This window comes from Rhizobium sp. Leaf311, from assembly GCF_001423445.1.
In the GTDB taxonomy this organism is placed as follows: domain Bacteria; phylum Pseudomonadota; class Alphaproteobacteria; order Rhizobiales; family Rhizobiaceae; genus Agrobacterium.
Genome location: NZ_LMNZ01000020.1, coordinates 469,987 through 494,433 on the forward strand (window position 1 = coordinate 469,987; position 24,447 = coordinate 494,433).

At 56.2% G+C, this 24,447-nt stretch carries 26 protein-coding genes and 1 riboswitch; of the genes, 11 read left to right on the forward strand and 15 right to left on the reverse strand.

Annotated features, from left to right (window positions below; genetic code table 11):
* Nucleotides 1–11: 11 nt before the first annotated feature.
* Nucleotides 12–842, reverse strand: coding sequence for a UDP-2,3-diacylglucosamine diphosphatase (locus ASF69_RS19040; protein ID WP_062589788.1), 831 nt, complete (start codon nucleotides 840–842; stop codon nucleotides 12–14).
* Between the two features lie 216 nt (nucleotides 843–1,058).
* Here ASF69_RS19040 and ASF69_RS19045 point away from each other — a divergent pair, with 216 nt between their 5' ends.
* Nucleotides 1,059–3,374, forward strand: a complete 2,316-nt coding sequence (locus tag ASF69_RS19045) for an NADP-dependent malic enzyme (RefSeq protein WP_062589789.1) — start codon at nucleotides 1,059–1,061, stop codon at nucleotides 3,372–3,374.
* Between the two features lie 149 nt (nucleotides 3,375–3,523).
* Complete coding sequence (locus ASF69_RS19050; RefSeq protein ID WP_062589790.1) at nucleotides 3,524–4,630, forward strand: DUF2865 domain-containing protein; 1,107 nt, start codon at nucleotides 3,524–3,526, stop codon at nucleotides 4,628–4,630.
* Nucleotides 4,631–4,637: 7 nt separating this feature from the next.
* Here the strand turns inward: ASF69_RS19050 and bluB are convergent, their stop codons facing one another.
* A complete protein-coding gene (gene bluB, locus ASF69_RS19055; protein ID WP_062589791.1) occupies nucleotides 4,638–5,324 on the reverse strand; it encodes a 5,6-dimethylbenzimidazole synthase in 687 nt (228 codons plus the stop codon).
* A gap of 70 nt (nucleotides 5,325–5,394) precedes the next feature.
* Nucleotides 5,395–5,575, reverse strand: a riboswitch (cobalamin riboswitch).
* Nucleotides 5,576–5,674: 99 nt separating this feature from the next.
* On the opposite strand from bluB, the gene ASF69_RS19060 reads away from it, so the two are divergent.
* From ASF69_RS19060 to ASF69_RS19070, 3 genes are all read left to right on the forward strand, one after another.
* On the forward strand, nucleotides 5,675–5,863 hold the full coding sequence (locus tag ASF69_RS19060) for a hypothetical protein (protein WP_062589792.1): 189 nt from the start codon (nucleotides 5,675–5,677) through the stop codon (nucleotides 5,861–5,863).
* A gap of 41 nt (nucleotides 5,864–5,904) precedes the next feature.
* On the forward strand, nucleotides 5,905–7,461 hold the full coding sequence (locus tag ASF69_RS19065) for a phospholipase D family protein (protein WP_062589793.1): 1,557 nt from the start codon (nucleotides 5,905–5,907) through the stop codon (nucleotides 7,459–7,461).
* 72 nt (nucleotides 7,462–7,533) lie between these two features.
* Nucleotides 7,534–8,139, forward strand: a complete 606-nt coding sequence (locus tag ASF69_RS19070; RefSeq protein ID WP_062589794.1) for a carboxymuconolactone decarboxylase family protein — start codon at nucleotides 7,534–7,536, stop codon at nucleotides 8,137–8,139.
* A gap of 6 nt (nucleotides 8,140–8,145) precedes the next feature.
* Here ASF69_RS19070 and ASF69_RS19075 read toward each other — a convergent pair whose 3' ends face one another.
* The 4 genes from ASF69_RS19075 to ASF69_RS19090 all read right to left on the reverse strand — a co-directional run bounded on the left by ASF69_RS19075 (nucleotide 8,146) and on the right by ASF69_RS19090 (nucleotide 11,560).
* Entirely contained in the window at nucleotides 8,146–8,979 is an 834-nt protein-coding gene (locus ASF69_RS19075; protein ID WP_062589795.1) for a response regulator, read from the reverse strand.
* Nucleotides 8,980–9,108: 129 nt separating this feature from the next.
* Nucleotides 9,109–9,486, reverse strand: a complete 378-nt coding sequence (locus tag ASF69_RS19080) for a response regulator (RefSeq protein ID WP_062589796.1) — start codon at nucleotides 9,484–9,486, stop codon at nucleotides 9,109–9,111.
* 175 nt (nucleotides 9,487–9,661) lie between these two features.
* The gene (locus tag ASF69_RS19085; RefSeq protein WP_062589797.1) at nucleotides 9,662–10,366 is read right to left on the reverse strand and encodes an SDR family oxidoreductase; all 705 of its coding nucleotides are present in this window, start codon (nucleotides 10,364–10,366) and stop codon (nucleotides 9,662–9,664) included.
* Nucleotides 10,367–10,402: 36 nt separating this feature from the next.
* Complete coding sequence (locus ASF69_RS19090; RefSeq protein ID WP_062589917.1) at nucleotides 10,403–11,560, reverse strand: aminotransferase class I/II-fold pyridoxal phosphate-dependent enzyme; 1,158 nt, start codon at nucleotides 11,558–11,560, stop codon at nucleotides 10,403–10,405.
* 169 nt (nucleotides 11,561–11,729) lie between these two features.
* Between ASF69_RS19090 and ASF69_RS19095 the strand changes: the two genes are divergently transcribed.
* From ASF69_RS19095 to aat, 5 genes are all read left to right on the forward strand, one after another.
* Nucleotides 11,730–12,497 carry a DsbA family protein gene (locus tag ASF69_RS19095; RefSeq protein ID WP_062589798.1) on the forward strand — a complete coding sequence of 256 codons (768 nt, stop codon included), beginning with the start codon at nucleotides 11,730–11,732 and terminating at the stop codon, nucleotides 12,495–12,497.
* Between the two features lie 127 nt (nucleotides 12,498–12,624).
* Nucleotides 12,625–13,062, forward strand: coding sequence for a type II 3-dehydroquinate dehydratase (gene aroQ, locus ASF69_RS19100; RefSeq protein WP_062589799.1), 438 nt, complete (start codon nucleotides 12,625–12,627; stop codon nucleotides 13,060–13,062).
* A gap of 27 nt (nucleotides 13,063–13,089) precedes the next feature.
* Complete coding sequence (gene accB, locus ASF69_RS19105) at nucleotides 13,090–13,575, forward strand: acetyl-CoA carboxylase biotin carboxyl carrier protein (RefSeq protein ID WP_062589800.1); 486 nt, start codon at nucleotides 13,090–13,092, stop codon at nucleotides 13,573–13,575.
* Nucleotides 13,576–13,587: 12 nt separating this feature from the next.
* Entirely contained in the window at nucleotides 13,588–14,931 is a 1,344-nt protein-coding gene (accC, locus tag ASF69_RS19110) for an acetyl-CoA carboxylase biotin carboxylase subunit (RefSeq protein WP_062589801.1), read from the forward strand.
* A gap of 3 nt (nucleotides 14,932–14,934) precedes the next feature.
* A complete protein-coding gene (gene aat / locus ASF69_RS19115) occupies nucleotides 14,935–15,546 on the forward strand; it encodes a leucyl/phenylalanyl-tRNA--protein transferase (protein ID WP_062589802.1) in 612 nt (203 codons plus the stop codon).
* A gap of 60 nt (nucleotides 15,547–15,606) precedes the next feature.
* Here aat and ASF69_RS19120 read toward each other — a convergent pair whose 3' ends face one another.
* The 5 genes from ASF69_RS19120 to gatB all read right to left on the reverse strand — a co-directional run bounded on the left by ASF69_RS19120 (nucleotide 15,607) and on the right by gatB (nucleotide 19,332).
* On the reverse strand, nucleotides 15,607–16,050 hold the full coding sequence (locus ASF69_RS19120) for a DUF2155 domain-containing protein (RefSeq protein WP_062589803.1): 444 nt from the start codon (nucleotides 16,048–16,050) through the stop codon (nucleotides 15,607–15,609).
* Between the two features lie 147 nt (nucleotides 16,051–16,197).
* A complete protein-coding gene (locus ASF69_RS19125) occupies nucleotides 16,198–16,596 on the reverse strand; it encodes an NADH:ubiquinone oxidoreductase subunit NDUFA12 (protein WP_062589804.1) in 399 nt (132 codons plus the stop codon).
* 109 nt (nucleotides 16,597–16,705) lie between these two features.
* Nucleotides 16,706–17,179, reverse strand: a complete 474-nt coding sequence (locus tag ASF69_RS19130) for a GNAT family N-acetyltransferase (RefSeq protein WP_062589805.1) — start codon at nucleotides 17,177–17,179, stop codon at nucleotides 16,706–16,708.
* Complete coding sequence (locus ASF69_RS19135) at nucleotides 17,176–17,673, reverse strand: GNAT family N-acetyltransferase (RefSeq protein WP_062589918.1); 498 nt, start codon at nucleotides 17,671–17,673, stop codon at nucleotides 17,176–17,178. Before ASF69_RS19135 ends, ASF69_RS19130 begins: the two co-directional genes overlap by 4 nt.
* Nucleotides 17,674–17,829: 156 nt before the next feature.
* Nucleotides 17,830–19,332 (reverse strand): Asp-tRNA(Asn)/Glu-tRNA(Gln) amidotransferase subunit GatB, encoded by a 1,503-nt coding sequence (gatB, locus tag ASF69_RS19140; protein WP_062589806.1) that lies wholly within the window; start codon nucleotides 19,330–19,332, stop codon nucleotides 17,830–17,832.
* 156 nt (nucleotides 19,333–19,488) lie between these two features.
* On the opposite strand from gatB, the gene ASF69_RS19145 reads away from it, so the two are divergent.
* Nucleotides 19,489–19,803: a DUF1294 domain-containing protein gene (locus ASF69_RS19145; RefSeq protein WP_113093423.1), complete on the forward strand. Its 315-nt coding sequence runs from the start codon at nucleotides 19,489–19,491 to the stop codon at nucleotides 19,801–19,803.
* On the opposite strand, the gene ASF69_RS19150 is transcribed toward ASF69_RS19145, so the two are convergent.
* From ASF69_RS19150 to ASF69_RS19165, 4 genes are all read right to left on the reverse strand, one after another.
* Nucleotides 19,800–20,309, reverse strand: coding sequence for an N-acetyltransferase (locus tag ASF69_RS19150; RefSeq protein ID WP_062589919.1), 510 nt, complete (start codon nucleotides 20,307–20,309; stop codon nucleotides 19,800–19,802). The genes ASF69_RS19145 and ASF69_RS19150 overlap by 4 nt on opposite strands.
* A 196-nt stretch (nucleotides 20,310–20,505) precedes the next feature.
* Complete coding sequence (locus tag ASF69_RS19155; RefSeq protein WP_062589808.1) at nucleotides 20,506–21,816, reverse strand: homoserine dehydrogenase; 1,311 nt, start codon at nucleotides 21,814–21,816, stop codon at nucleotides 20,506–20,508.
* 63 nt (nucleotides 21,817–21,879) lie between these two features.
* Nucleotides 21,880–23,112, reverse strand: coding sequence for an LL-diaminopimelate aminotransferase (locus ASF69_RS19160; protein ID WP_348271384.1), 1,233 nt, complete (start codon nucleotides 23,110–23,112; stop codon nucleotides 21,880–21,882).
* A gap of 276 nt (nucleotides 23,113–23,388) precedes the next feature.
* Nucleotides 23,389–24,348 (reverse strand): nucleoside hydrolase, encoded by a 960-nt coding sequence (locus ASF69_RS19165; RefSeq protein WP_062589810.1) that lies wholly within the window; start codon nucleotides 24,346–24,348, stop codon nucleotides 23,389–23,391.
* Nucleotides 24,349–24,447 lie beyond the last annotated feature (99 nt).

Sequence of the window (24,447 nt, forward strand, 5' to 3'; positions counted from 1 at the left end):
GACGCTACCACTCAAGCCGCATAGGTATCGATGAGCTTGGGGAAGACCACGGGCTCAAGTGTGCCGACAGTGTTATCCTCGGTCTTGTCATCGGACTTCATCCAGGTGATCAATTCGAAGGAGCCGTCGGTATTCTCTGCGATGGCCGTGCAGCTTTCCACCCAATCGCCGGTGTTGATGTAGCGGATACCATCGATATCCTCCATGACGGCGTGATGGATGTGACCACAGATAACGCCATCGACCTTGTTGCGACGGGCTTCGTCGGCGACCACCCGCTGAAATTCTCCGATGAAGTTGACAGCGTGCTTGACCTGCAGCTTTGCCCAGGCGGAGAAGGACCAGTAAGGGAGGCCGATGCGGCGACGTACAGCGGCAATTGCCACGTTCAGCGCAATGGCTGCGTCATAGGCCCAATCGCCGAGATAGGCCAGAAGCCTTGCGTTGCGCACCACGACATCGAATTCGTCGCCATGGATGACCAGATACTTCTTGCCGTCGGCGGCTTCGTGGATCATCCGCTCTGCCACTTCGATCCCACCGAAATGGGTACCGGGAAACTCGCGAAGAAATTCGTCGTGATTTCCGGGAATATAGACGATGCGCGTTCCCTTGCGGGCCTTGCGAAGAAGTTTCTGCACCACATCATTGCAGCCTTGCGGCCAGTACCAGCTGCGGCGCAGACGCCAGCCATCGATGATATCGCCAACGAGGATGATGGTATCGGCCTCATGATGGCGCAGGAAATCCAGAAGGAAATCCGTTTTGGCCGCTTTAGAGCCAAGATGCACATCGGAAATGAAAAGCGTTCTGAACTGTCTGGCTTCGGTTTGCGCGGCCATGGAATTCTTCCCCCGTCTCGGCAACTTTCCCCTCTGCAAAACCAGACTCGTGTTTCAGCAAGATGACAGACCCAGATTTACAACCAACACGCTGCATTTTTCCGAGATACCTAAACTACCGTTTTTGCGCCTCCCGAATGAAATAAACGGCTGTACGGCTGGGCCGATTGTTGTATGCAAAGGCCTCCAAGAAACTTGAAATAAGCGGTGGATAGAATGAGTTCTCAGGATACGGGCAAGACGCAAAACACAAACGCCAATGCGGATCTGGAAGAACAGGCGCTTTTCTATCATCGTTACCCGCGCCCGGGAAAACTTGAAATTCAGGCGTCCAAGCCCCTTGGAAACCAGCGCGATCTGGCGCTTGCCTATTCACCCGGTGTTGCAGCACCCTGCCTTGCCATTCACGAAAATCCTGAAACGGCGGCTCAATACACGGCGCGCGCCAATCTGGTTGCGGTGATTTCGAACGGCACAGCGGTCCTCGGCCTCGGTAACATCGGACCTTTGGCCTCCAAGCCCGTCATGGAAGGCAAGGCGGTCCTCTTCAAGAAATTCGCCGGCATCGATGTGTTCGACATCGAAATCGATGCGCCCGGCATCAACGATATGGTCTCGACCATTTCAGCGCTGGAGCCGACCTTCGGCGGCATCAATCTGGAAGACATCAAGGCGCCTGAGTGCTTCGAAGTGGAACGTCAGCTCCGTGAGAAGATGAACATTCCGGTGTTCCACGATGACCAGCACGGCACGGCCATCATCGTAGCTGCAGCGGTTACGAACGCGCTCGAACTGGCCGGCAAATCGATCGGCGACGTCAAGATCGTGGCATCCGGTGCGGGCGCTGCCGCGCTCGCCTGCCTCAATCTTCTGGTCGTCTTGGGTGCCAAGCGCGAGAACATCTGGGTCCACGATATCGAAGGCCTCGTCTATGATGGCCGTAACACTCTTATGGACGAGTGGAAGGAAGTCTACGCCCAGAAGACCGACAAGCGCTCGCTCAACGAGACCATCGATGGCGCTGACGTCTTCCTCGGCCTTTCCGCTGCTGGCGTGCTGAAACCGGAACTTCTGGCGCGCATGGCTGAAAAGCCGCTTATTCTGGCGCTCGCCAATCCTACACCCGAAATCATGCCCGAACTTGCCCGCCAGGCCCGGCCGGATGCCATGATTTGCACCGGTCGTTCGGATTTCCCCAATCAGGTCAATAACGTGCTCTGCTTCCCCTATATTTTCAGGGGCGCGCTGGATTGTGGTGCGACAAGCATCAACGAAGAAATGAAAATGGCTGCCGTTCACGCAATCGCTGAACTGGCGCGTGAGGAAGTTTCTGAAGTTGCGGCGAAAGCTTACAGCGATGAGACACCAATCTTTGGTCCGAACTACCTCATCCCCTCGCCGTTCGATCCGCGGCTCATCCTGCGTATTGCTCCGGCTGTCGCACGGGCAGCGGCTGCGAGCGGTGTTGCCTCCCGTCCGATTACCGATTTTGACGCCTATCTCGATCAGCTGAACCGCTTTGTCTGGCGCTCCGGCTTTATCATGAAGCCGATCTTCAACCTGGCGAAGACCGCCGAGAAAAAGCGGATCATCTTTGCGGAAGGCGAAGACGAACGCGTGCTGCGTGCTGCCCAGGTGTTGCTCGAAGAAGGTACTGGAATACCGATCCTCATCGGTCGTCCGCAGATCATCGAAACCCGTCTGAAGCGGTTCGGTCTTCGCATTCGGCCAAATACGGACTTTGCCGTCGTCAATCCGGAAGACGATCCGCGCTACCGCGACTATGTCGATGACTATTTCGCGCTCGTCGGCCGCGCCGGCATCAACCCGGAAGCTGCTCGCACAATCGTTCGTACCAACAGTACGGTCATCGGCGCTCTCTCGGTCAAGCGCGGTGAGGCAGACGCATTGATCTGCGGTCTGGAAGGCCGTTTCGACAGACATCTGCGCGACGTCAATCAGATCATCGGCAAACAGGAAGGCGCACATACATTTGGCGGCCTCAGCCTGCTGATCACACAGCAGGGTGCGCTGTTCCTTACGGACACCTTCGTCAATTACGAACCGACGTCGGAAGACATCGCTGAACTGGCGATCCTGTCGTCCAAGGAAATCAAGCGCTTCGGCATCACGCCGAAGATTGCACTGGCAAGCCATTCGAACTTCGGTTCGCGTGATTCCGAAAGTGCCCGCAAGATGCGCCGCGCCCTTCAGCTGGTACGTCAGGCTGCGCCGGAACTGGAAATCGATGGTGAAATGCAGGGTGGCTCTGCCCTGTCGGAGACCCTTCGCAAGCGCGCCATGCCAAACAGCTCCCTGTCGGGCGAGGCCAATTTGCTGGTGTTCCCGAACCTCGACTCGGCAAACATCACGCTCGGCGTTGTGCGCACCATGACAGAAGGCTTGCATGTCGGCCCGATTCTTCTTGGTTCCGCCCTGCCCGTCCACATCCTGTCACCAACAGTGACATCACGCGGCGTGGTCAACATGGCTGCCCTTGCGGTGGTGCAAGCCTCCAATCCGTCGGAGTAAGCCAGAGTTAACATAATTTTGAGGTGCGGCTTGCCGCACTGCGATGCAGCATTATGTTACCATCAGCTAAACAGCGTCGTCCGTATTGCGCGGGCGACCCACGACAGAAGATGGCTCGCATAAGGCGGGCCAGGAAGACGGACGTATCATTGACCCCGCGCCGCCGCCGAGCGATTGGTACCTTGCTTACGCTGATGTTCGCCGTGCCGTTTTCGGCTCAGGCAGATCCCGTCTGCGATTCCCTGCGCGCGCAGCTGGAGCAGCCAAGGCAGGCCATCGGCAACACTGCTGAGGTGCGCAGATATGCGAACGCGCTGGCGCAGCAGAATATCCTCATTCGCCGGATCAGGAATGATATGCGCGGCTACGGCTGCTCGTCAGGCAGTGTCATTGTCTACGGAAATCCAAATGCCGAACTCTGCGCAGAGATCGGCGATGCGCTCGTTCAGGCGCAGGAAGACCGGGAAATGATCACGCAGGAGCGTGACAGAATGCTTGCCGAACGGCGGCAGAACAGCGGCAGCAACAACCGACAGCAAATTATGGCGGCTCTGGATGCGCAAGGCTGTCTTGACGAGCAGGCACCATCGATCACCACCATCGACCCGCCACAGGACCCTGACATGCGCGGCCCGGGTGATCCGTTTGAGCAACCCGGCTATTCCGATTATGGGCCGAACCCCGATATGCCCATGCAAGGTAGGCTTAGAACGTTATGCGTGAGAACCTGCGACGGCGCATTTTTCCCCATCGCATCCAACGCAACGCCGCTGGATTTCCGCTCGCAGGCAGCGCAATGCGAGCGAATGTGTCCAGGCACCCAGACGGAACTTTTTTATCACGCGCTTGAGGGCCAGGAAAGTTCCGACATGGTCTCTGCCAAGACTGGCCAACCCTACTCTTCGATGCCGACAGCTTTCGCCTATCGAGACAAGCCCACTTCCGAAAGGTCACCGTCCTGCAGCTGCAACATGGCGGCCTATCAGAATGATGAGAAGAAGCAGGATCAGGCGCCCCAGTCCACAGCGCTGCAAAATCAGTCCAGCATCACAACGATCAAGCCGAAGGGCAACGAAGAGTCGGCAAAACCTGCGCAAGAGCCGCAAAAACAGACGGCTTCGCCCATTCCCGAGCGAGATTATGATCCGGCGAAGAACAAGGTCCGCATGGTTGGACCACAGTTTCTGCCGGAGGAGCAAAGCCGAATCGATCTGAAAAATCCAGCTTTGAAGGGTGCGCAGCCACAACAGCAGTGATGGCCAGCTAAGACCTTCCCCACCTGTCGCGGAACACCAGCTCTTCAATAGGCAGCCGCTGACGCCAGCCTTTGACCGCAAGTTCCGGCTCCTGATAGAGCATGTCGACCCGGCCCAGACAGAGCCACGCGACGATTTCAATATGGTCGGGAATGCCGAGGATGTCCCGGATGTCCGCATCGTGGAAGATGCTGACCCAGCCAACCCCGATACCTTCCGCCCTTGCGGCCAGCCACAGGTTTTGCACGGCACAGACTGTGGAATAGACATCCATGCGGGGATTGTGTGTGCGCCCCAGAACGACGTCGCCGCCGCGTGTAGGATCACAGGTCACGCAGATCGAGAGCGGGGCCTTGCGAATGCCTTCGAGCTTGAGACTGCGATAAAGCGCCTGCTTCTCACCCTCGAACATATTGGCCGCTTCTGCATTGGCGCGAGAAAACGCCTCCCAAGCACGCTCTTTCGTCGCCGCGTCGGTTACCAGTGTGAAGTTCCACGGCTGCATGAACCCGACCGAGGGAGCAGCGTGAGCGGCGCCAAGCAGTCTCTCAATAAGATCAGCCGGCAATGGGTCAGGCAGGAACTGATCGCGAACGTCCCGGCGCTCATGTATGGCACGATAGACGGCGTCGACCTCGTCCTGCGAAAATTTACAAACAGGCCTGAGTGCCTGCTTCTGTTCGTCCGTCGGCATCGTCATTCCCCAACAATGCATGGCATAGCGCTTAACGCCTGCCAATTAACAACGTGGCGCCGTCCTTGCGCTTCGGTCCATGGTATCAGGCCGGTCTTCTGACTCGGCTTCTTCAGCACATTTCCGCCTTCCCGAAACTTTAGTGGCATTTGGAAATATGCCTCGGCCTTACAGCGTTGGGCACGTCACGGATTTTCACCGTGTTCCCGATTCTCCCGCGTCGCGCGGGCACCTGATGCGAGCGCTTATGCAAGCCATGAGTTCGAGATGCAAGCCGCTGGTGGCCGATTTCGCAGATGGCGGAACCGTGCTGCCCACCTGTGCATTCTATAGGCAAATGGAGTAAGACGATGGACGATTACAACGAACTTAGGCAGCAGATTGGTTCGGACCTCGATACGTTGAGCCGCATGGAACGTCCAAAATCGATCTTCGAGCTTGCAGACGACTATTTGTTGGGCGACCCTTCATTGAAACGCCAGCTGGTTGAAGACATCATCAAGCAGGAAGCTGACAAGCGGAATATTGAGATCCACTAAGACCTTTAAGTCTTTACGATAGGGCGGATAAAACGATCGCTGTGAGTGCCGTAACATTGTTTGCAGTGTTGATCGTCCTGGCAATTTTCGCTGGCCTTGCGCTGGCATCCCGCCATCGTGACAAGATCATTACGAAGATTGCTTCTACGGCCCTGCCGAAATCAGACGATGCCACACCGCTCGACCGGCACTGGATCAACCTCAGTTCGGCCCATGCCGAACCTAGCGCCATCTCCCTGATACAATCCAATCTTGGTGCATTTGCTGTACGCGTTGGCAGCGCGCGCGCCGCAGGGCGCAGCCTTGATCTCATGTACTATATGTGGAACGCCGACCTCACCGGACAGCTGGTGATGCGCGAGGTGATCGCTGCAGCGGACCGCGGTGTTCGTGTTCGCCTGCTTCTGGATGACTTGGGTGTCTCCATATCGGACAGGGCCTTCCATGCCATAGATAGCCACCCCAACATCGAACTGCGCCTCTTCAACCCGACAAAGGCACGGGAGAACGTCATTCGCCGAGGGCTCGAGCTTCTCATGCGTTTCCGTTCCGTCAACCGACGTATGCACAACAAGGCCTGGATTGCAGATGGTCGGGTTTTGATTGTCGGAGGGCGAAACATTGGAGATGCCTATTTCGACGCCGCCGAGAGCGCGAATTTCCGCGATTTCGATGTTATCGCGCACGGAGAATGCGTTGCGCAGGCAGAGGAAATCTTCGACGACTACTGGAACAGTGCCGTTGCCGTGCCTGTTCGGTCCCTTCTTGCAAGAAGGCCAAACAAACTCGCAAAACTTCGGCGCCGCATGGATGTACTCGCCTCAGGCGACGCCGCTTCGCCCTATCTTGCACAGGTGGAAAGCCAGCACCATTCCGGTAACTTCCTGAGGGCCGATAATCTTCATTGGGTGGACAATGCGCAAGTGGTCGCCGACCCGCCTGAAAAAGCAGCCGGAAAGCGACGCACCGGTCGCAACTTTCTCATGGAAACGCTTCTGCCTTTGATGGAAGAGACGAAGCATAAGCTCAAGATAACATCGCCCTATTTCATACCGGGGCAGAAGGGTGTGGAAACGCTTTCGCGCCTGTCTGCAAGCGGGGTTTCGGTCAGCGTTCTCACCAACTCGCTTGCCGCAACCGATGTCGCGGCAGTACATGCAGGCTATTCACGATACAGGCGTCCGCTCTTGGTCAATGGCATCAAGCTGCATGAGCTTCGCTTGCTCGCAGATGACCATAAGTCCTTCTCCTTGCGGGGCTCGGGTCAGGCAAGCCTTCATACGAAAGCCTTTACCCGTGATGGTGGGACCGGATTTATCGGGTCTCTGAATTTCGATCCCCGGTCGATGTCTCTCAACACCGAAATGGGTGTTCTTTTTTCGTCCGAAGAACTGGTTCGGGAAATGGACGAAATCTTCAAGGAAGAAACAAGCCGCGAAATGAGTTTCGAGCTTGCTCTGGACGAACGCAACAACCTCAGATGGACCGGCCTTGTTCGAGGCAAGCCGCAACATTATCGATACGAGCCATATGCCAGCGTCAGCCGTCGTGTACTTGCCGGCATCATGGGCTTTCTTCCGCTTGAATCACAGCTTTGAAAAAAGCTTGCGAACAACTGATCGAATTTCGCGCTCACGCATTTTAGAAATATGGAAATGCAGGAGAGTCACATGTTCATCACGCCGCCAGAGCCGAAAACCAGCCGCAAAACGGCTGAAATGTACAGGAACGCGGAAGAAACCTACGGCTACTTGCCCAATATGTACCGGGCTTTCGGCCATCGACCGGAGGTTATGGAAAGCTGGAGTGCGCTTCTTGTCAGCCTTCGAGGCAATATCGAGCCGCGCCGCTATGAGTTGATCACACTGGCAGCAGCGCGGGAACTGCGGTCCTCTTACTGCATGTTGGCACACGCCTCTGTTCTGGCTCGGGAAGGCGCTACAGAAGACGAACTGGTTGGCATCATTTCAAATGCAGAAAACGCGCCACTGGATGAACAGGAGCGCGCAATCATGATATTTGCGTCGAAGGTCGTCCATGATGCAACATCGATCACCCAGGCGGATATCGATGCGCTCAAGACGCACGCGCTGACAGACGCCGAAATCTTTGACATTGTCGCAGCAGCGGCAGCCCGTTGTTTCTTTTCAAAAACACTGGACGCGTTGGGCACCCAACCGGACCCGGCCTACGTCGAAAAGCTTGGACCTCAGCTTGCCCAGAAACTGGCACTAGGTCGTCCGGTAGAGCAGCCCGCAGAAGCTGCCCTACCCTAATGGCGATCAGGCAGCTTTTTTGCCAAGCAACTTCGCAGCCTGGATCTGTACCAGCGTGTCCAGGTTCTGGTTGACGCGGCAATAGAACTCTTCTTCGATGAAGGGCCGCAGCATAAAGTCGTTACCGCCAGCTTTCAGGAAGCGCGCGGACAACAGGCGGTTCGTAGACGAAGAAACGCCGATAATGCGCAGCTCATGAGACCCGCGCATGGTGCGAATACGGCGTGTGAGCTCAAATCCGTCGATATCGGGCATGTTATAGTCGGTAACGACCAAACCGATATCCTTGTTGTTCTTGAGAATGTCCAGAGCCTTGGCACCGCTCTCAGCAAGGCTGACTCGGAAGTTATACCGCTTCAGGCGGCTTGAAAGAAGCGCGCGTGCGGTCGGGCTATCATCGACGATAAGAACGTGGTGGCGGTGGTTTGTCAGGAAGCGGCAAACCGATTCCGTCAGCATGTCGACGGCAAAGACGTTGTCTTTCAGGATGTAGTCGACAACTTCCTTGGTGATGAGCTTCTCGCGCGTATCCTCATGGAAGGTACTTGTGAAAACGATTGTCGGGATCGAGAGATCAATGAGATATTCGAGCGCTTCGCCATTTTCTGCACCAGGCAGATTAATATTAGAGATCGCGAGAGTAACAGGTTCGGTGGAATGTTCGTAACACTCCTGCAGCTCTTCAAAGTTCCTGCAGATTTCGACTGAGAGTCCAAGCAACTCTTTCAGGCGGGCACCAATCATCTGGGTAAAGACATTCGAGTCTTCAGCCAGCAGTATTCTCGTTTCGTCAAACGGTACGCCTGAATACTGCATACCTGTGATACCCAAAAAATTCATAGTGCCCCCAAAACACCTCAATTGTTTGGACGCACTATATGGGACAGTATTTTCGGAATAATTAATTGCGACCCGTGTGTCGCAACTATGGTTACTGATTTTCAAAGCTCTTTTTAGCTTAAGTGAACATTAGAGCGTCATGCGCTTTAGCGTATCTACCACTTTCTGAAAATCGTAAGGCTTCGAAAAGAAGACGCTCCGCGGTGGAAGCGCGTCGTCGTCTGGACGATGGTGCCCGGAGGTGAGGACTATGCCAAGTGGCATGTCTGTCGCCCTTGCCCAGTTGGCAAGCGCTACGCCATTCATGCTCCCGGGCATATCCACGTCGGTAAACAGGACGTCTACATCCGAGCGATGCTCCAAAATCTCGACAGCCTCGTCTGCACCGCAGGCTTCGATGGCGTTGAAACCGGCATCCTCGACCATGTCGACGGCCATCATCCGTAAGAGCGGGTCGTCTTCAACGACCAGCACCACCTGTTTGGCGAATGGATTACTCTGTCCCATATCAAGTCACCTGCTTCCACATCCGAGCGTCGAGTTCTTCGAACCCTTAACCCTTGGATTGAACAACGTGCCGATAGGGTGCTTGTTCCTTCAATAGCTGTGGAAACAGGCTTCCCGGCCCATCAAAAGCCAGCCGAGATGGACGTAAAAATTTCAACATTTACGGGAATTTCATTTAGACAGAACGGGTTAGCCCGCCATCAACACGCAGGTTCTGGCCAGTAATATAACCCGCGCCGTCAGAGGCGAGGAATGCGACCGTTGCCGCTATCTCTTCACTTCTGCCATAACGCTGCATGGGCACCATCTCGCGCCGCTGCTCGGTTGCGGGCAAACTGTCGATCCAGCCGGGCAGCACGTTGTTCATCCGCACATTGTCGGGCGCATATTTGTCGGAGAAGATTTTCGTGTAGGCCGCAAGGCCGGCGCGAAAAACGGCGGACGTGGGAAACATCTCGCTTGGCTCAAATGCCCATGCCGTAGAAATGTTGATGATGGTGCCAGCTTTCTGCTCGACCATCACTGGTGTAACGATGCGCGTCGGGCGGATAACGTTCATCAGATACACGTCCAAGCCGGTATGCCACTGCTCGTCGCTAATTTCGAGAATGGGCGCGCGCGGACCATGACCCGCGCTGTTTACGAGAACATCGATGCGGCCGAAGGTTTGCTGCGTCATATCAACCAGCTTCTGCAGATCGTCGGTGGACTGGTTGGAGCCGGTCACGCCAATGCCGCCAAGCTCCTTTGCCAGGGCCTCGCCCATGCCGGACGATGAGAGAATGGCGACCTTATAACCATCTGCGGCCATGCGTTTCGCCACCGCAGCACCCATGCCGCTTCCGCCTGCCGTAATGACTGCAACTTTTTCCGTCGACATGGTGCTTCCTCCAAGCTTCCTTAGTTTTCTGCTGATCTATTTGAGCCAGCCCGCAATCCGGCCGATCGCTTCGGCAATATCTGACACCGAACCCGCATAGGAGAACCGCAGAGCGCGGTGACCTTCCAACGGATCGAAATCAAGACCGGGCGTTGCCGCGACATCGATCTCCGCCAACATGCGTTTGGCAAAATCCATGCTGTCGTTGGAATAGCGGCTGGTATCAACATAGGCGTAAAACGCACCATCCATGGGCGAAGCCAACGGCAAACCCAGCTCCGGCAGGCGGCTGGTCAGAAAATCGCGATTGGTGCGATAGCTTTCCTTGTAGACGTCAAGTTCTTCCTCTGCGGAAAAAGCAGCCGCTGCTGCAAGCTGCGACAGTTCGGGCGCTGAAATATACATGCTCTGCGCAAGGCACTCTATCGGCCTTATCAGCTTTTCCGGCAGAACCATCCAGCCAATGCGCCAGCCAGTCATGCAGTAGTATTTGGAGAAAGAATTGATGACGATGGCGTTGTCGCTGAGTTCAACGGCACTCGTCTCGTCACCAACAAATGTCAGCCCGTGGTAAATCTCGTCGGAAATGAAGGCTATGTCCCGGCTGTCGCAGTAGCCTATCAGACGTTTCAGCGCCTCACGGCCCGTGACTGTGCCCGTAGGATTGGCTGGGCTGGCGAGCAGCACGCCCTTGAGCTTGCAACCGGCTTTGGTTTCCGCCCGCTCAAGGCTGGCTGGGGTCAATGTGTAACCGGTCTCTGCCGTTACGGGAACTTCAACAACGTTCAGCCCAAGCGCCTTGAGGATATTACGATATGCGGGGTAGCCAGGCCGAGCGATCGCAACCGCATCGCCGACATCAAACAGCGCCAGAAACGCAAGATTGAATGCCGCAGACGAACCAGTTGTCACGGCAATGCGTGCCGGGTCCACAATCGCGCCGTGGCGTAGGCGATAACTGGAGGCAATCGCCTCGCGCAATTCCCGAAGCCCCAGTGCATCCGTATAGCCAATGCGGCCATGTTTCAGCGCAGCTTCTGCCGCCTTGAGCGCAACCTTCGGAGCGGAGTGAGAGGGTTGGCCTACCGCCATGGAAATAACGGGGCGACCCGCCTGTCTGCGGCGGTTGGCTTCTGCCAGGATATCCATGGCATGAAATGGCTCAACCGCGCTTCGCTTGGACAAGGTTATCAAAGGCATGTTCTTTCTTGGAAAACTGTCGGAGATTTGCCGTATTATTGCTGTCATCACAATGGCGACATCGCAACGGACAGACTACTTTGCGATATGGCAATTAAATTAAATTACGGTAATTGCGTGGGATAACGGAATCATCACGCAAACCGCATCTATGAGGACAGACATGGCGCTTTCGATCAAATCCACGGCTCTGGCCTGCATGACGGCTCTTTCCACGCTATTCGTCTCGCTACCGGCACATGCGCTGGATGATCAGCAGAAGAAGGAATTCGGTGCGTTCATCAAGGAATACCTGATCGAAAACCCGGAAATCATGCTGGAGGTTCAGGAGGCGCTTGAGCGCAAGCAGTATGAAAGCCGCAATGCCAAGGCTGCGGAAGCTGTCGCCGACAACCAGAAAACCATTTTCCAGTCGAAGTATGACCTTTCGCTCGGCAATCCCAATGGCGATGTCACGCTTGTCGAATTTTTCGATTACAATTGCGGCTATTGCAAACGGGCCATGGCGGATGTCGACACGATCCTGAAAACCGACAAGAATGTGCGCTTCGTGCTAAAGGAATTCCCCATCCTTGGGCCGGAATCACTGGAGGCCCACAAGGTTTCCAATGCCGTGAAGCTGATCGCACCTGAGAAGTATCCACAATTCCAGAGAACGCTTCTTGGCAGCTCCGGCCGCGCCAATGAAGAAAGCGCGATGGAAGTCGCTCAGTCGCTTGGCATCAAGGAAGCGGATATCCGCAAATCCATGGCTGCAAATCCTAATGATGAGCAGGTCAAGGAAGCCTATCAGCTGGCCACAAATCTCGGCATCACCGGCACGCCCTCCTACATCATTGGCAACGAGGCTGTCTTCGGTGCGGTCGGTGCGGTGCCGCTGAAGGAAAAGATTGCCAACATGCGCAGCTGTGGAAAGGCGACCTGCTCTTAAAAAAGCAGGCCAGAAACACCGCCAAAGCCCAGAAGATTAAGGACAACCCGTGCTTTACGTGCTTCGGGGCTTTTCCTTCGCGGTCGCGCGGTCTATAGGTGGCGCTGATTTTTTGACGGAACGGCAAATGAGCAACACGATCTTCGTCCTCAACGGACCCAATCTCAACATGTTGGGAAAACGGGAACCGGGCATTTACGGTGGCAAGACGCTGAAAGATATCGAGAACGAATGTGAAGAGGCTGGCAAGGCCCTTGGCTTCGTCGTCGAGTGTCACCAGTCCAATCACGAGGGCGTGCTTGTAGACCTCATGCACCAGGCCGGTGAGCGCGCCGCGGGCGTCATCATCAATCCAGGCGCATATGGACACACCTCCATTGCACTGCATGATGCAATTCGCGCCATCTCCGTTCCCGTGCTGGAAGTTCACATCTCCAACATCCATGCGCGCGAGGAATTCCGCCATAAATCGATGATAGCGCCTGCCGCAAAGGGAATGATTTGCGGCTTTGGACCTTACGGCTACATCATGGCGCTCAACGCTTTGAAAAACATCACGGCATAAAAAGAAACAATCAGAATAGGGTTTGTCATGTCTGAAAAGAAAAACGGTATCGATAAGGAACTGATCCGCGACCTCGCGAACATTCTCAACGACACCGACCTTTCCGAGATCGAAGTCGAGCAGGACGATCTGCGTATTCGCGTTTCGCGCTCCGCCCCTCCTGCCACGGTCTATGCTGCTGCACCCCCGCAGTACCAGCAGGCCCCTGCCGCCCCGCAGCCTGCACCAATGGCCGCACCGGCTGCCGCCGCCGCGCCCGCAGCACCTGCGCGCAACCCGGCCAACACCGTGTCGTCACCAATGGTTGGTACGGCCTATCTTTCCCCGGCACCAGGTGCACGGCCATTCATCGAGGTTGGCGCCTCGGTCAAGGAAGGCCAGACCCTGCTGATCGTCGAAGCCATGAAGACCATGAACCAGATCCCTGCTCCGAAGTCCGGCAAGGTAACGGAAATCATTGTCAACGACTCCCAGCCTGTAGAGTATGGTGAAGCCCTCGTGGTCATCGAATAAGGGCGCACAGTCATGGTATCCAAGATCCTCATTGCCAATCGCGGCGAAATTGCCCTCCGTGTGCTGCGCGCTGCAAAGGAGCTCGGCATCCCCACTGTTGCTGTCCATTCCACGGCAGACGCAGACGCAATGCATGTGCGCCTTGCAGATGAAAGCGTCTGCATCGGTCCTCCGCCATCGCGCGACAGCTATCTGAACATTCATCAGATTGTTGCTGCCTGCGAAATTACCGGCGCGGATGCTGTTCACCCGGGCTACGGCTTCCTGTCTGAGAATGCCAAGTTTGCCGATATTCTCGACGCCCACGGCATCACCTTCATCGGACCGACCGCCGACCACATCCGCATCATGGGCGACAAGATCACTGCCAAGCAGACTGCAGCCGATCTCGGAATTCCCGTGGTTCCCGGTTCGGACGGCGAAGTGAAGCCCGAAAACGCGCTGGAAATCGCCCGCAAGATCGGCTTCCCTGTGCTTATCAAGGCAACCGCTGGCGGTGGTGGCCGCGGCATGAAGGTTGCCAAGGACGAGACAGAAGTCGAAGAAGCCGTGTCCACGGCCCGCTCCGAGGCCCTGGCGGCATTCGGCAACGACGCCGTCTACATGGAAAAATACCTCGGCAAGCCTCGCCACATCGAAGTGCAGGTTTTTGGCGATGGTGCAGGCAATGCAATCCATCTGGGTGAGCGCGATTGCTCATTGCAGCGTCGTCACCAGAAGGTACTGGAAGAAGCCAATTCGCCCGCATTGACCGTCGAGCAGCGCATGAAGATCGGCGAAATCTGCGCCGATGCCATGCGCAAGCTGAAGTATCGTGGCGCCGGCACCATCGAGTTCCTCTATGAAAACGGCGAGTTCTATTTCATTGAAATGAACACCCGCCTGCAGGTGGAGCATCCGGTAACCGAAGCCATCACCGGCATGGATCTTGTGCAGGAGCAAATTCGCGTTGCATCCGGCCAGGGACTTTCGGTGACGCAGGATGAGGTGAAGTTCAATGGCCACGCCATCGAATGCCGAATCAATGCCGAAGATCCGCGCACCTTCGTTCCCTCTCCGGGAACGCTGACCTATTTCCACACGCCCGGCGGTCTCGGCGTTCGCGTGGATTCAGGTGCTTATCAGGGTTACAAGATCCCGCCTTACTACGACAGCATGATCGGCAAGCTCATCGTGCACGGCCGCAATCGCGACGAATGCATCCGTCGTCTGATCCGCGCGCTGGACGAGTTCGTGGTTGACGGTATCAAGACCACCCTGCCCCTGTTTCAGGATCTTCTTCAGAACGAAGACATCCTGAAAGGCGATTACGACATTCACTGGCTGGAGAAATATCTGGCCGGCGACAAAAGCTGATTGATGGCGAGGCGCAGCAGAAATAACGACATTACCGTCGATACTCTGCTGCGCGCCTATTCCATCGGCCTTTTTCCCATGGCCGATGCAGCCGACGACCCGGAGCTGTTCTGGGTTGAGCCGGAGGTGCGCGGCATCATCCCGCTCGACAATTTCCACGTTTCCAAAAGCCTGGCCAAAGTCATCAGAAAAAAACCGTTCGACATCCGCTTCAACACGGACTTCGAAGGGGTGATGGCGGGTTGTGCCGCCGAAGTCGATAACCGGCCCAGCACCTGGATCAACGAAACCATTCGTCGCCTTTACACTGAACTTCACGAAATCGGTCACGCCCACAGCGTCGAAGCCTGGGAGGGCGAGGAACTGGTCGGCGGGCTCTATGGTGTCTCACTTGGCTCGGCTTTTTTTGGAGAAAGCATGTTCTCCAGACGCACCAACGCATCGAAGATCTGCCTCGTCTATCTTGTCGAGCGATTGAGGGAAATGGGCTTTACCCTTCTCGACACGCAGTTCACGACCGAACACTTGAAAACGTTTGGCGCAATCGACGTGCCCAAAGCGGATTACGCGAAGCTGTTGGAGCCCGCTGTCAACTCGGCAGACATATTGTTCTGAGTTTGAGTCGGCTCGAATTATCGGCCGGAAACAAGCAGGCTCAACCTGCGGCTTGGAGAATCAATTCGTCTTTGAGGCCGCGGTTGGCGCAGGAACATCCGATTCCTGTTTGCAGCCGGTCAGCCAGACGTCATAAATCGGGTGTTCGACAGCATTCAAGCCGGGGCTATCGGCAAACATCCAGCCCGTGAAGATGCGCTTGATCTTGCGATCAAGCGTGATTTCATCGACCTCAATGAACGCGTCGATCTTCTGCGCTTCGGTGTCGTCTCGTGAATAGCAGACCTTTGGCGTCACCTGAAGGGCGCCAAATTGCACTGTCTCGTTCAGATAGACGTCAAATGAGGTGATACGACCAGTAATCTTGTCGATGCCGGAAAAGACGGCGACGCGATTTTCAATACGGGCGGCAGATGCGGGAGCGACAGCACCGGCAAGTGGCAGGACCGCCAGCAGCGAAACAGCCATAACACGCAAAAAACGATCTCGCGTGATTTTTCCCATATCGAAGCGTCTCCAGAAAGATTTCCCGCACCATCAAGTGCGGGCTCAACGCCTACAGGCGGATTGTGGCGAAAACGGGTGGCAGGGGTGCAGATGCGCTGCACACTACACCGCAATCGAACGCGGCAGCCACCCTCGCAGTTTTACTCAGCTACCGGGCGTCCATGCGTCGTAATCGCCAGTAACGCGGGGGCGCTCACCCGTTGCAGCCAGCGAGCCCTGTGGGCGATAGGCCTGCGATGTGCCGGTGAGATTAGGCTTATGAGCCTTCTGCCACTCACGAGCCGTGTAGCTCTCCTGGCTCGGCGGGGTGTCGGTGCGGTAATGCATCCAGCCGTGCCAACCTGGCGGAATCGCCGAGGCTTCGGCATAACCGTTATAGATGACCCAACGACGCGGCATTCCCCAGGATGTGGTGCCACCTTCATAATAGGTGTTTCCCAACTCATCCTGCCCAACCTTCTTGCCGAAACGCCATGTATGAAAGCGTGTTCCAATAGTCTGGCCGTTCCACCAGGTGAAGATTTGCGTCAGGAGAGTCTTCATAATCCGTTCCTCGGGCTTGAGTGTGCTGCGATGATATGACGTCCGCAACACAGCAGAAGCTTATGCCGCCCCATGGGCCGATTGTCCAGTATTTCCCGCAATCTCGGCACTATTTCAATTTCATACTGAAGCCGTAATGCCGCTTTTCAAAACCAAGCCGTTCATAGAAGCGGTGAGCGTCTTGCCGCGCCATGTTGGATCCCAATTCTATCGTTTTGACACCGCGCTTGCGGGCCTCATCAATGCAGTGGTTGATCATGATGGCGCCAATTCCCCGGCCTCGCATATCAACCCGCGTCTGCACGGCCTGTATTTTCAGAGATGACGCACCCCGACCCACAAGCTTTGTGAGAATCGCCGTCTGGAACGTACCGATGATCTCGCCATCGAGACACGCCACGTAGAGAGTCTCATTGGGCGAAGCGCGGATAGCGCGAAGGGCAGCAAGATAGTCCGGATATGCCGCGTCGTCCGTCGTGTCGCCGTGACCGCCGATTTCATCGGCAGCAAAAATGGCGATGAGCGCCGCTAGATCGCTTTCCTCAGCCAAGCGAATGACGAGGTCGTTGATACCGGCACTCATCGGGCAAGCGTCTTTTCCATGACGATCCCGGGCAAACCAGCCACCCCGGCCATTTTTTCCACTCGATCAACCTCCACAAAGCCGACACCTTGGTAGAAAGCAATTGCCGCCGCATTTTTCGGCTCGACTTCCAGGCGCATGATTTCGGCATCCGGAAAACAGGTTTCGAGCTCCGCGAATATATCGCGACCGACGCCCTGCCGCTGGAATTGCGGATCGACATAGAGCTGATGCAGCAAGGCGGTCTTTGCCATTTTGCTGGACATGGCGGCAAAGCCCATGCCGCCGATGCGCTTGCCATCGTCCGCGATCAGAAACTCGCCACCCTTCTTTTCAACACGCTCTTTCATTGCCTTGGGAGAATGCCATTCCGCAATCAGTTGAGCGACCCTGTCGGCGCCATAGATGCCGTCATAGGTGGCGTGCCATGTCCGCGCCAAGAGTGCCCTCACCGGCTCGATATCGCGCTCACTGGCCGTGCGAATGAAAAACACCATGTTCACTCCGTCTGAAAATGAAAATGCCGGGAATAATCCCGGCTCGGTTGGCTGCGCTTCTCCTCGACGTCATCCTCGGGCTTGTCCCGAGAATGACGGAAGAGATGTTTTCTGTCTCTGATTGCTCAGCGGAGTAGCCCCGCCGAACAATCCTTACTCTTCGATGCCAAGCTTGGCCTTCACAAGCTCCTGGACGGCCTGCGGATTGGCCTTGCCGCCCGTTGCCTTCATGACCTGACCCACGAACCAGCCGGCCAGTGTCGGCTTAGCCTTGACCTTCTCGACCTGATCCGGGTTGGCAGCTATGATTTCGTCTACGGCCTTTTCAATGGCGCCCGTATCCGTCACCTGCTTCATGCCGCGGCTTTCCACGATTTCTGCCGGATTGCCGCCCTCGTTCCAGACGATTTCGAAGAGATCCTTGGCAATCTTGCCGGAGATGGTGTTGGCCTTGATGAGATCGATGATGCCGCCGAGCTGATCGGCAGATACCGGAGTTTCCTCGATGCCCTTGCTGGACTTGTTGAGCGCGCCAAGCAGATCGTTGATCACCCAGTTCGCGGCGATCTTGCCATCACGACCTGCAGCAACCAGCTCGTAATAATCCGCAATCGCCTTTTCCGAAACAAGGATGGAGGCGTCGTAGACAGACAAGCCAAGCTCGCTCACGAAGCGCGCCTTCTTGTCATCTGGCAACTCCGGCAAATCCTTGCCCAGTGCCGCGACATAGGCATCGTCAAATTCCAGCGGTAACAGATCCGGGTCGGGGAAGTAGCGATAGTCGTGCGCGTCTTCCTTGGAGCGCATGGAGCGCGTTTCGCCCTTGCCGGGATCGAACAGGCGCGTTTCCTGATCGATGGTGCCGCCATCTTCCAGAATCGCAATCTGGCGGCGTGCCTCATATTCGATCGCCTGACCGATGAAGCGGATGGAGTTCACGTTCTTGATTTCGCAACGCGTGCCAAAGGCTTCTCCGGGCTTGCGCACGGACACGTTGACGTCGGCGCGCATTGAGCCTTCGTCCATGTTGCCATCGCAAGTGCCGAGATAACGAACGATGGACCGCAGCTTCGTCATATAGGCCTTCGCCTCGTCGGACGAGCGCATATCCGGCTTGGAGACAATTTCCATCAAAGCCACGCCGGAGCGGTTGAGGTCGACATAGGACATCGTCGGGTGCTGGTCATGCATCAGCTTGCCCGCGTCCTGCTCCAGGTGCAGACGCTCGATGCCGATTTCGATATCTTCGAAATTGCCCTGGCGGTCAGGGCCTAGCGAGATGATGATCTTGCCTTCGCCGACGATCGGATCCTTGAACTGCGAAATCTGGTAGCCCTGCGGCAGGTCGGGGTAGAAATAGTTTTTCCGGTCGAAGATGGAGCGATTGTTGATCTTGGCCTTCAGCCCGAGGCCTGTGCGAACGGCCTGCGCCACGCACTCCTCGTTGATCACGGGCAGCATGCCAGGCATTGCGGCATCCACGAGCGACACGTTCGAGTTTGGCGCATTGCCAAATGTTGTGGAGGCGCCGGAAAACAGCTTGGAATTGGAGAGAACCTGCGCGTGAACCTCCATGCCGATGACGATTTCCCAATCGCCGGTGGCACCGGGAATGAAGCGTTTCGGGTCTGGTGTGCGCACGTCTACAAGGGTCATATCAAGCTCTTAATATACGGATTTCTGTCCTCTGTGAGGTAGAACAATTGGCCACTTGGCGCAAGGCTTGTCACACTCTAGGAGATATCGCATCGTTTCTGCCACCGACTGAAAGATCTGATGTTCACATTCCAAAATTCGCTTACCGGGACGATAATGGCATATTTCTCAGCCATCGCATTCTTCCTGGCCTTCAACGTCGTGGTCTTTGCCATCTACTGGCTCGACAAATCTGCGGCAAAAAACGGCGGACGCCGCATAAGAGAGAGCACGTTATTGTGGCTTGCGGCTATTGGAGGGAGCGCCGGTGCCGTCCTTGCGCAACGTCTTCTACGGCACAAAACGCAGAAAGAACCCTTTCGGACGATTCTCCTAGCCATTGTAATCGTTCAGATGGCGGCCATCTTAAGCTTCGTTCTGGTGCCCGAATGGTGGAAGGATCTGCTGACAAGTTTCGGCTTGGGCCTTTAAAAGTCGAAGCCATAGGATTCGTTTTCGAATTCAACGAGTTGCTTTTCCAGACCGATGGACTGAACTTCTCGATCCAGCTTCTGCAGATATTTCACCGACAGCCAACTCACGCGATATCCATGCTTGCAGAAAAATGAGACCGCTGCTTCGTTCTGCGAGTGACTTTCAAGCTTCGCAGAAGCGAATCCCCGCTCGGTGATCTGCCGCTCGACCTCGATCAGGAGCTGGCTACCGATTCCACGTCGCTGAAAAGAGGGCGCAATCCAGAAGTCCGTGATCGTGTCATCGAAATTTTCACGGGCCGCCCAACCAGCAACGGCCCCATCAAGCTCCGCAAGTGTGATCGCACCCCAAGCCGACTGCGTGAAACTCTCAAACGCAACGCGGGCATTGCCTCGCAGTTCTTCCGTCACGCCAATCGCAGCGCTCGCTTCCGCCCAGGCCAGAAGACCTATCGCTGACAGGATGGGGGCGTCTGCCTGCCTGGCGGGCCGAATCGTGATCACATTCCTCTCCAACGCGGAGTGTGGCGCCGCATAACGGACCGCCATTACGTGTTAAAGCTGCATCCGCAGCCAAAGGCTCATTTCCCGATTCTCAAGCCAGCCTGTCAAGATTGTTCCGCCGCCAGACAGCGTTCGCTGAACAAAAAAACCACCGGCTTTCGCCGATGGTTTTAAAACTTGCGACGCCTGCCAGAAGTCAGGTGCGTTCGATCCTGATGACCTGCGGCTCACTGACAAGATACTTCTTGTCCTTGATCGCGGCCACAGCCTTGCGAATTGCATCTTCCATCGTGGCATGGGTCACGAGAATGATGGTCTGCGGGGCGCCCTCCACTTGGACACGCTGACGCTGCACAATCGATTCAAGCGAAATATTGTTGTCAGCCATCGCAGTCGCGATGGAAGCAAACACGCCAGCCTTGTCCTTGACCGTGAGGCGAATGAAATAGCCGCCTTCGTGGCTCTTCATCTTGGCGCGGCGATATTCCGTCAGCGACTTCGCTGGGCGACCCAGAACCGGTACCTGCTGGACGCCGGGGCGGCTCTTGGCGATATCAGCGATATCACCCAGTACCGCGGAAGCTGTGGCATTGCCGCCTGCGCCGGGGCCAACCATCAGCAATTCGCCAAGAATGTCAGATTCGATCGCAACAGCATTGGTGACGCCATCCACCTGCGCGATGACCGAGTCGAGCGGCACCATTGTTGGATGAACGCGTTGTTCGATGCCGGATTCCGTCATTTGCGCAACGCCCAGAAGCTTGATGCGGTATCCAAGGTCTGCAGCGGCCTGGATATCCTCAATCGAAATATTGGTGATGCCTTCGAGGTAGATATTGTCGGCGGAAATCTTGCTGCCGAATGCGAGCGTAGTCAGAATGGCCAGCTTGTGGGCAGTATCATTGCCCTCGATGTCAAAAGCCGGATCCGCTTCGGCATAGCCAAGGCGCTGTGCTTCCTTCAGGCAGACCTCGAAGGACAAGCCTTCCTTTTCCATCTTTGTAAGGATGTAATTGCAGGTGCCATTCATGATGCCGTAGATGCGCGACACGTGGTTGCCGGTGAGCGATTCACGCAGGGCCTTGATAACGGGAATGCCTCCTGCAACCGCCGCTTCGAAGTTGAGCAAGGCCCCCTTCTCTTCTGCCAGCACGGCAAGCTCGACGCCGTGTTTCGCCAGCAGTGCCTTGTTGGCTGTCACCACATGGAGACCACGTGATAAAGCAGCGCGGACTGCGTTTTCGGCAGCGCCGGAAGCTCCACCCATCAGTTCTACAAACACATCGATTTCGGCTTTTTCAGCCAGTTCCTCAGGCGTATCGAACCAGGTAATACCTTTGAGATCGATGCCGCGATCGCGCGATCGGTCGCGCGCGCTGACGGCAATAATCTCAATTGCGCGTCCGCAGGTAATCGCAAGTTCGTTGCTTCTCTGCTGGAGGATGCGCACAAGCGAAGAGCCGACAGTGCCGAGTCCCGCTATGCCGATTCTCAATGAATCTGCCATTGGTATATTCCTGATTTGCTGAGTGAAGAGGTGGCCGGAACCGGCCACCCTGGTGGATTGCCCTTATCTGTGGGCGTTAAGCGAAACCACATTGTGCAATGTTTCGTCCGCAGTCGACAGGAAGCGCTTGAGATTGCGCGCAGCCTGACGAATTCGATGTTCGTTTTCAACGAGGGCCAGACGCACATAGTCGTCACCCATTTCGCCAAAGCCGATGCCCGGAGCGACCGCGATGTCGGCCTTTTCAACCAGCAGCTTGGAGAACTCAAGCGAGCCGAGATGACGGAATTTTTCCGGAATCTTCGCCCAGGCAAACATAGTGGCCGCTGGCGGCGGCACTTCAAAGCCGGCCTTGCCAAATGTGTCGACCATGACGTCGCGGCGGCGGCGGTAGACATTGCGAACCTCTGCAATATCGGTGCCATCGCCGTTAAGCGCGTGGGTGGCGGCAACTTGGATCGGGGTAAAGGCACCGTAATCCAGGTAGGATTTGACGCGCGTCAGCGCGCTGATCAGGCGCTCGTTTCCAACCGCAAAGCCCATGCGCCAGCCCGGCATGGAGAAGGTCTTGGACATGGAGGTGAACTCCACGGCCACGTCCATGGCGCCCGGTACTTCAAGCACCGATGGTGGCGGATTGTTCTCGTCGAAATAGATTTCCGAATAGGCCAGATCAGACAGGACGATGAGATCGTGCTTCTTCGCAAAAGCAATCACGTCCTTGTAGAAATCCAGCGATGCCACATGTGCCGTCGGGTTCGAAGGATAGTTGATGATCAGCGCCAGCGGCTTTGGAATGGAGTGCCGCACGGCACGCTCCAACGGGCCAAAAAACGTCTCATCCGGCTCGACATTCATCGAACGGATGACGCCGCCCGCCATCAGGAAGCCGAAGGCGTGAATGGGATAGGTCGGGTTCGGACAAAGAATGACATCACCCGGCGCCGTGATGGCCTGTGCCATATTGGCAAAGCCCTCCTTGGAGCCAAGTGTGGCCACGACCTGTGTGTCGGGGTTCAGCTTGACGCCAAAGCGACGAGCGTAATAGGCCGCCTGCGCGCGGCGCAGACCCGGAATTCCCTTTGATGAGGAATAGCGGTGCGTGCGTGGATCCTGCACGACTTCGCACAGCTTATCGACAATGGCCTTGGGCGTAGGAAGGTCGGGGTTACCCATTCCAAGGTCGATGATATCGGCGCCACCCGCTCGCGCGCTCGCTTTCAAACGGTTGACCTGTTCGAACACGTATTGCGGCAGACGCTTGACCTTGTGAAACTCTTCCATCTCTTTCCTCATGGAAATGAGCCGAACAACCGGCTCACATAGCGTTCGTTTTTGATGTGAAACACAGCCGACACGAACAAATCGGACCTGTATCGTTCATTGTACCGCATGGCCCGCAAAACACGAATTGGTTTTCGGCAGGGGTCAAGTTTACCCAGTCCCCCTAAGGAAGCGGGCAGCCGCGAACCAAAAGACTCGCGGCACCTTTCGGTGACAATGGTGTTGCATAACGCGACTTTTTTCAAAAATGCAAGGCGACCGGCAGCGTTTGCCGACGCCTTGGCTCAATCAACCTCGCTCACCGCGTACAATTGCGCTGTTGATGACTGAAAGCACACGTTCGGGCTGGATATCCGTGCACACCAGCTGGCTGGGATGCCCATCCCACTTGCCGGGCGGAAATCCGACACCATCAGGCTTCTGGATGGTCTGCCCATCGGCAAGCCCTCCGCACACGACCCGTATTGCGCCACTGCGGGTTTCGAACAGTTCGGGATTGGTGAGGTAAACGCAGGCGCAGTTGTCATGCACCACCATGCCATCGCCCGTTCTTTGATTGTAGAACTCAATGTAAAACTGCGACAGATCGGAAAGAAGCTGGACATCCGGCCCTCCTTCCAGCGCCATATCCGCCATGAACTTCGATGTCATGACGGTGCGGGTCGTGACATCGAGACCGACCACGACCACCCGCCACGGCGCGGTGAACACGAGGTCTGCTGCTTCTGGATCGCCGTGAATATTCGCCTCTGCGGCAGGGCTAACATTGCCATTGATGTCAAACGCGCCGCCCATGACGATGACCTGTTTTACAAGGGCAGCAATATCGGGATCTGCCCGCAGGGCCAGCGCGAGGTTCGTCATGCGACCCACCGCGATCAGCGTCACCTCGCCGGGGTTCGCCTTGACCGTATCGATGATGAAATGATGCGCGGGCCGCGCGTCAAGCGGAAGCGGAATGACATCAGGAACACCAATATTGCCCAGACCGTCTTCACCGTGAATAAACGTCGGCCAATGCCCTTCGGGACGAGACGGATCGAACGTCACGCCGGCGCCTTTGGCAACCGGTGCCGACATGTTCCATTGCTGCTTGAGGAACAGCGCATTGCGGGTGGTGATATCCAGCGGCGCATTGCCGAACACCGTCGTTACGCCCACAAGGTCGATATCGGGGTGGCGATGCAGGAAAAGCAGTGCCATGGCGTCATCGATGCCGGGATCCGTGTCAAAAATTACCTTGTGCATTACTGTCCTCAAAATCACATCGCGGCGGAATCGGCCTGTAAGACGCCGCACCTGCTCTCAGCATAAACGGACAGAGATTGTGCGCAATGCTTTAGAGCA

Coding starts and splice junctions, on each gene's coding strand:
- ASF69_RS19070 (WP_062589794.1), top strand. CDS start 7,534: ATGTTCATCACGCCGCCAGAGCCGAAAACCAGCCGCAAAACGGCTGAA.
- ASF69_RS19075 (WP_062589795.1), bottom strand. CDS start 8,979: ATGAATTTTTTGGGTATCACAGGTATGCAGTATTCAGGCGTACCGTTT.
- ASF69_RS19095 (WP_062589798.1), top strand. CDS start 11,730: ATGGCGCTTTCGATCAAATCCACGGCTCTGGCCTGCATGACGGCTCTT.
- ASF69_RS19125 (WP_062589804.1), bottom strand. CDS start 16,596: ATGAAGACTCTCCTGACGCAAATCTTCACCTGGTGGAACGGCCAGACT.
- accC (WP_062589801.1), top strand. CDS start 13,588: ATGGTATCCAAGATCCTCATTGCCAATCGCGGCGAAATTGCCCTCCGT.
- bluB (WP_062589791.1), bottom strand. CDS start 5,324: ATGCCGACGGACGAACAGAAGCAGGCACTCAGGCCTGTTTGTAAATTT.
- ASF69_RS19145 (WP_113093423.1), top strand. CDS start 19,489: ATGGCATATTTCTCAGCCATCGCATTCTTCCTGGCCTTCAACGTCGTG.
- ASF69_RS19165 (WP_062589810.1), bottom strand. CDS start 24,348: ATGCACAAGGTAATTTTTGACACGGATCCCGGCATCGATGACGCCATG.
- gatB (WP_062589806.1), bottom strand. CDS start 19,332: ATGACCCTTGTAGACGTGCGCACACCAGACCCGAAACGCTTCATTCCC.
- ASF69_RS19155 (WP_062589808.1), bottom strand. CDS start 21,816: ATGGCAGATTCATTGAGAATCGGCATAGCGGGACTCGGCACTGTCGGC.
- ASF69_RS19130 (WP_062589805.1), bottom strand. CDS start 17,179: ATGAGTGCCGGTATCAACGACCTCGTCATTCGCTTGGCTGAGGAAAGC.
- ASF69_RS19085 (WP_062589797.1), bottom strand. CDS start 10,366: ATGTCGACGGAAAAAGTTGCAGTCATTACGGCAGGCGGAAGCGGCATG.
- ASF69_RS19120 (WP_062589803.1), bottom strand. CDS start 16,050: ATGGGAAAAATCACGCGAGATCGTTTTTTGCGTGTTATGGCTGTTTCG.
- ASF69_RS19060 (WP_062589792.1), top strand. CDS start 5,675: ATGGACGATTACAACGAACTTAGGCAGCAGATTGGTTCGGACCTCGAT.
- accB (WP_062589800.1), top strand. CDS start 13,090: ATGTCTGAAAAGAAAAACGGTATCGATAAGGAACTGATCCGCGACCTC.
- aroQ (WP_062589799.1), top strand. CDS start 12,625: ATGAGCAACACGATCTTCGTCCTCAACGGACCCAATCTCAACATGTTG.
- ASF69_RS19160 (WP_348271384.1), bottom strand. CDS start 23,112: ATGAGGAAAGAGATGGAAGAGTTTCACAAGGTCAAGCGTCTGCCGCAA.
- ASF69_RS19080 (WP_062589796.1), bottom strand. CDS start 9,486: ATGGGACAGAGTAATCCATTCGCCAAACAGGTGGTGCTGGTCGTTGAA.
- aat (WP_062589802.1), top strand. CDS start 14,935: ATGGCGAGGCGCAGCAGAAATAACGACATTACCGTCGATACTCTGCTG.
- ASF69_RS19045 (WP_062589789.1), top strand. CDS start 1,059: ATGAGTTCTCAGGATACGGGCAAGACGCAAAACACAAACGCCAATGCG.
- ASF69_RS19040 (WP_062589788.1), bottom strand. CDS start 842: ATGGCCGCGCAAACCGAAGCCAGACAGTTCAGAACGCTTTTCATTTCC.